Source organism: Leptolyngbya sp. FACHB-36 (assembly GCF_014695955.1).
Lineage (GTDB): Bacteria > Cyanobacteriota > Cyanobacteriia > Leptolyngbyales > Leptolyngbyaceae > FACHB-36.
The window spans coordinates 1-5,119 of sequence record NZ_JACJPG010000458.1 but is presented as its reverse complement, the minus strand read 5'-3'; the positions used below and the strand labels follow the sequence as shown (position 1 = coordinate 5,119).

5 protein-coding genes are annotated in these 5,119 nt (G+C 57.5%); 4 read left to right on the top strand and 1 reads right to left on the bottom strand.

Annotated elements, in window-relative coordinates; translation table 11 throughout:
• Positions 1 to 93: 93 nt before the first annotated feature.
• The 4 genes from H6F43_RS12900 (at position 94) to pstB (ending at position 4,793) form a co-directional block, all read left to right on the top strand.
• Entirely contained in the window at positions 94 to 1,929 is a 1,836-nt protein-coding gene (locus tag H6F43_RS12900; protein WP_190343152.1) for an iron uptake porin, read from the top strand.
• Positions 1,930 to 2,018: 89 nt separating this feature from the next.
• Entirely contained in the window at positions 2,019 to 3,005 is a 987-nt protein-coding gene (gene pstC / locus H6F43_RS12895; RefSeq protein ID WP_190343151.1) for a phosphate ABC transporter permease subunit PstC, read from the top strand.
• A gap of 64 nt (positions 3,006 to 3,069) precedes the next feature.
• Complete coding sequence (pstA, locus tag H6F43_RS12890) at positions 3,070 to 3,963, top strand: phosphate ABC transporter permease PstA (RefSeq protein WP_190343150.1); 894 nt, start codon at positions 3,070 to 3,072, stop codon at positions 3,961 to 3,963.
• A 5-nt stretch (positions 3,964 to 3,968) separates the two neighbouring features.
• Positions 3,969 to 4,793 carry a phosphate ABC transporter ATP-binding protein PstB gene (gene pstB, locus H6F43_RS12885; RefSeq protein ID WP_190343149.1) on the top strand — a complete coding sequence of 275 codons (825 nt, stop codon included), beginning with the start codon at positions 3,969 to 3,971 and terminating at the stop codon, positions 4,791 to 4,793.
• A gap of 17 nt (positions 4,794 to 4,810) precedes the next feature.
• On the opposite strand, the gene H6F43_RS12880 is transcribed toward pstB, so the two are convergent.
• The coding region (locus H6F43_RS12880; RefSeq protein WP_190343148.1) for an N-acetylmuramoyl-L-alanine amidase at positions 4,811 to 5,119 on the bottom strand (309 nt) is incomplete at its 5' end.

The following is a 5,119-nucleotide window of genomic DNA, read 5'->3' as shown; positions in this document are numbered from 1 at the left end:
TGGATGAAGCGATCGCAAAGTGCTTGACAACTGCGACAATAAACACGGTTTCGATCGAATTTTCATTACTCAATTGGATGTGAGGATTTTCTGATGTCTCGACTTCTCTGGAGATCTCTCTGGCTTGCTCCAGCAGTGCTGGGATTCGCTGCCCTAAACGCGACGGCTCAAGAGGCACCCGCCCAAGAGGCAAAGCAGCCCGTATCTGCGTCCGGCGACACCTCCACGATAGAAAAGGTGATCACCTATGGCGAAAACACAGGACCGAATCGGGTTGGACAAGTTACGTCGGTATCGCAACTCTCTGACGTCCGTCCGACCGATTGGGCATTCCAGGCGCTGCAATCGCTGGTCGAGCGCTACGGCTGTATCGTCGGCTATCCCGATCGTACCTATCGCGGCAACCGCGCCTTAACTCGTTACGAATTTGCCGCTGGCTTGAATGCCTGTATCGATCGCGTCAACGAGCTGATCGCCGCCGCCACCGCTGACCTGGTGAAAAAAGAAGACCTGGATACACTGCGACGCCTGCAAGATGAGTTCCGAGCAGAGCTGGATGAGCTTCGGGGTCGCGTCGATGCACTGGATGCCCGCACCACTACGCTGGAGCGGCAGCAGTTCTCCACCACGGCTAAGCTGAACGCAGAAGTGATCCTGGCGTATGCAAACGCCTTTGGGGATGAGCGCGCGCTGACCTCGGACCAGCAGCGGCAGATTGACTTTGCCACCACTGACGCTGCGCGGGAAGCGTTGCGGACCCAGTTTTTGGGCACTCGTCGAGACGTGCAGGATAACGGCATTGTGGCCGATCGCGTCCGCTTAAACATTGATGCCAGCTTCAGCGGTCGGGACCGTTTGAGAACGACACTGCAAGCCCGAAACATCACTCAATTCTCGGGTGCTGTTACCGGGACCAACATGACTCGTCTGGGCTTTGACGGCGTCAGCGGTACGGGTAATGCCTTTGAGCTGCGTCGCTTAGAGTATCGCTTCCCGCTCGGCGATCTGACCACAGTCTTCCTGGGCGGTGGCACCAATGACGGTCTAGAGTTCAACGACGCGCTTCCTACCCTGAGCCCGGTTGAGTCCAGCGGTGCTGGCGCAATCTCCCGCTTCGGACGCTTCAACCCCATCTACCGAGCCTCGACAGGCACAGGATTGATCGTCAACCAGCGCTTGGGTCGTGAGGCTACGTTTGGGAATGCGTTTACCCTGTCGTTGGGCTATCTGGTGCCAACCGCAGATGCTCAAGATCCCGGTCCCGATCGCGGCATCTTCAACGGTAGCTATGCGGCGATCGCCCAGCTTGCTTACGCGCCAACGCCCCAAATCGGGATTGGCTTAACCTACGCGCGCCTCTATTCCAATACGGGTGCGGGCATCAGCGGCGGTACGGGTAGCGGTTTTGCCAACAACCCGTTCAACAGTGCTGGTACGCCGGATGCCGCAGGCAACGTGCCAACGACCGCAAACCTGTTTGGTGTGCAAGCAAACATTCGGCTTAGCCGTGCCTTCAGCCTGTTTGGCTGGGGTGGCTACACCAAGGCAGAAGCGCAGCGGACGGTCGCTGCTGGCAACCAGGGAAGCATTGCCAACCCCAACATTCAGGAAGGCGATGAAGCGACGATCTGGAACTGGGCAGTCGGGGTTGCACTTCCCGATCTGTTCAAGGAAGGCAACTTAGCCGGAATCATCTTCGGTCAGCCTCCTAAAGTCACCCAGAACGACTACAGCCCAGCAAACACGGTTGGGTTTGCGAACCGTCGTCGGGACCGCGACACCTCCTACCACCTGGAGGGCTTCTACCGCTTCCGCCTGAACGACAACATCGCCGTTACGCCTGGTTTGTTGGTCATCTTCAACCCGGAGCATAACGACGACAACGACACCGAGTTCGTCGGCACCTTGCGGACGACCTTCACGTTCTAATTGCGATTAGAACGCGCTTGCGTGGGGTACCTCGATCGTCGAGGTACCCCATGCTTATCCCCGCCTATTGACTTGCAATCTCCTCCGCTATGGCTTCTGTTGATCCACCCCAATCCAGATCGGCATTGTCGGACAATGCTGGCGTTGATCTCATTGCAGGTGAGCAAGGTGCTCCCTGGCTCGATCGCGCGTTTACTTGGGTAGCTCAGGGGGTTGCCCTGCTGACGGTGGCGGTGCTGTTCTGGATAGGCGCGGTGATTCTTGACAAAGCCCTGCCCGCCATCCGGCAGTTTGGATTTGGCTTTCTAACCAGCCAGGAATGGGACGTCGGCGGATTAGTGTTTGGTGCCTTACCTTACATCTACGGCACCCTGGTAAGTTCCGCGATCGCGCTGCTGCTTGCCCTGCCTGTGGGCGTTTCGGTTGCTCTAGTGACGAGCGAGAATTTCCTGCCGCGCTGGGTTCGCACGCCGCTCGCCTTTATCGTGGAGCTGATTGCTGCCATCCCCAGCGTCATTGTCGGGCTGTGGGGCATTTTTGTGTTTATTCCCGCGCTTCAGCCGATTCAGCTTTGGCTAAACCAGAATTTTGGCTGGGTGCCCCTGTTCAGCTCTACGCCCTATGGATCGGGAATGCTGGCGGCAGGAATGATCCTGGCAATTATGATTGTGCCGACGATCGCGGCAATTAGCCGAGAAGTGTTACTGGCGATGCCCGTCGATCTACGAACCGCATCGATGTCGCTGGGGGCAACTCGTTGGGAAACGATTTTCCGGGTTCTGCTGCCCACGGCTGCCTCTGGCATCGTTGGCGCGGCAATTCTGGGATTGGGACGGGCACTCGGAGAAACAATGGCAGTCACGATGGTGATTGGCAACACGCCTCAAATTAGCCCCTCGCTCTTAGACACCGCCTACACGATTCCTGCCGTCCTTGCCAATGAATTCGCTGAAGCCTTGGACGATCTCCACGTTGGCGCGCTGATGTATCTGGCGCTGATCTTGTTTGCCCTCACCCTTACCATCAACGTCATTGCGGTGTTTATGGTGCAGGTTCTCAGCTTCAGAAACCAGTGAGGAGTGAGGGACTACTGAATTCTGGATTTTGAATGAGCTTGGTTCCCTACCCTTCACCTCCCCAATGGCTCCCTCGACTGACCACGAACTGACTCGCCCCCTGCCGCCTGCGCGGACGCTATTTAGCTACGGCATGACGACGATCGCGTTTCTGCTGACGGGGCTGGCGCTGCTGCCGCTGCTGTCGATTCTGCTGGAAATTCTCGTTCGGGGCGCGCCCCAGTTGCGCTGGGAGGTGCTGACCTCGCTGCCCGCTCCCGTGGGCGAAGCAGGTCGGGTGAATGGCTTTGCCAACGCGATCGTGGGAACGCTGACGATGGTCGGGATCGCGGCGCTGGTTAGCATCCCGATCGGCGTGCTAACGGCGGTCTATCTGTCGGAGTTCGGTAAACGTTCGCCGATCGCCCGTGGAATTCGTTTTGTCGTCACGGTGCTGAGCGGCGTGCCATCGATCGTGGTTGGCGTGTTTGCCTACGGGGTGATCGTGGTGAACACGATCGCAGGATACAAAGGCTTCTCAGCGTTGGCAGGCAGCTTCGCGCTAGCAGTCATCATGCTGCCAATCATCGTTCTGGCTAGCGAAGAGGCGCTAAAGCTCGTACCGACGCCACAGCGTCTCGCGTCGGCAGCGCTGGGCGCGAACCACTTGCAGACGACGTTTCGAGTTGTGGTTGCCGCTGCCCTGCCCGGAATTACGACTGGGGCGCTGCTGGCGGTGGCGCGGGCAGCGGGCGAAACGGCTCCCCTGATTTTTACCGCGTTGTTTAATCCGCAGAACTTCTCGGATGGCTTATTGGGACCGATCGCCTCCCTGTCGGTGATGATCTTCAACTACGCCAACTCGCCTTTTGCCGAGCAAACTCAGCTAGCGTGGAGCGCCTCAGTCATTCTGGTTGGCATCGTGCTTTTGATCAATGTCCTATCTCGTCGTGTTACCCAACGAAGCACCCATCGCTGAGGACTATGAACAACGAACTGACCAATTCGGTGAATACCGTGTCTGCTTCCTCAACCGAACTTTCTACAGCGCTGCGCGTTCGGGATTTGTCGTTCTATTACGGCACGCGCAAGGCAGTTGAAGGCATTTCAATCGACATCTACCAGCGAAACGTCACCGCCATTATTGGTCCGTCTGGATGCGGCAAGTCCACGTTCATCAAAGCGCTCAACCGCATTGGCGAACTGGAGGGAGATGTCCGAGTCGAGGGAAAGGTTGAGTTCCTTGGACAAGACATCTACAGCCGCCAGGTTAATCTAAACCGCTTGCGGCAGCAGATCGGCATGGTGTTCCAGAAGCCCAACCCGTTTCCCATGAGCATCTACGACAATATTGCTTATGGCGTGCGGGTGTTTAGCCGTCCGTCTAACAACCAACTAGATGAGATCGTGGAAGAGGCACTGCGGGGAGCGGCACTGTGGGACGAGGTAAAAGACAACCTGAGTAAATCGGCGCTGGGGCTGTCGGGCGGACAGCAGCAGCGACTCTGTATTGCCCGAGCGCTGGCGGTGAAGCCGAAGGTGCTGCTGATGGATGAGCCCTGCTCGGCGCTCGACCCGATCGCCACGATGAAGATCGAGGAGCTAATCGACGCGCTGCGGCAGGAATTGACGATCGTCATTGTCACCCACAACATGCAGCAGGCATCGCGCGTGTCCAGCCACACAGCATTCTTTAGCACCGACGAAAGCCGCATCGGACAGCTTGTGGAATTTGGTCCCACGCTGCAAATCTTTAGGGCACCAACGCAGAGCCGGACCAAAGATTACGTCGAAGGGCGGTTCGGGTAGGGAACCGAACCCAACACTTACCGTTGGGTATCCTGTTTGAGCCACTCCGTGACGCCATCCGCGATCGCGCTGGCTAATCGCTTCTGCTCACGGGCGTTTGTCACCCATTCAAACTCGGTGGGATTGATCATAAACCCAAGCTCCAACAGAACCGACGGAGCCACTGACGGACGAGTCAGCGCTAAGTTGTTCCAGTACACTCCATAAGACGGACGCTTCAGCGTTTTGACCAAGTAGTTGTGCAAAAACATCGCTAGACTGTGCGCCTGTGGTTGATACCAGAAGGTCGATACTCCTTGAGTTGCGAGGGCATCTCCCTCGTCGGG

What these genes read in the sequence shown, in the direction of transcription:
- H6F43_RS12900 (WP_190343152.1), top strand. Translation starts at nt 94, where the DNA reads ATGTCTCGACTTCTCTGGAGATCTCTCTGGCTTGCTCCAGCAGTGCTG.
- pstA (WP_190343150.1), top strand. Translation starts at nt 3,070, where the DNA reads ATGGCTCCCTCGACTGACCACGAACTGACTCGCCCCCTGCCGCCTGCG.
- pstB (WP_190343149.1), top strand. Translation starts at nt 3,969, where the DNA reads ATGAACAACGAACTGACCAATTCGGTGAATACCGTGTCTGCTTCCTCA.
- pstC (WP_190343151.1), top strand. Translation starts at nt 2,019, where the DNA reads ATGGCTTCTGTTGATCCACCCCAATCCAGATCGGCATTGTCGGACAAT.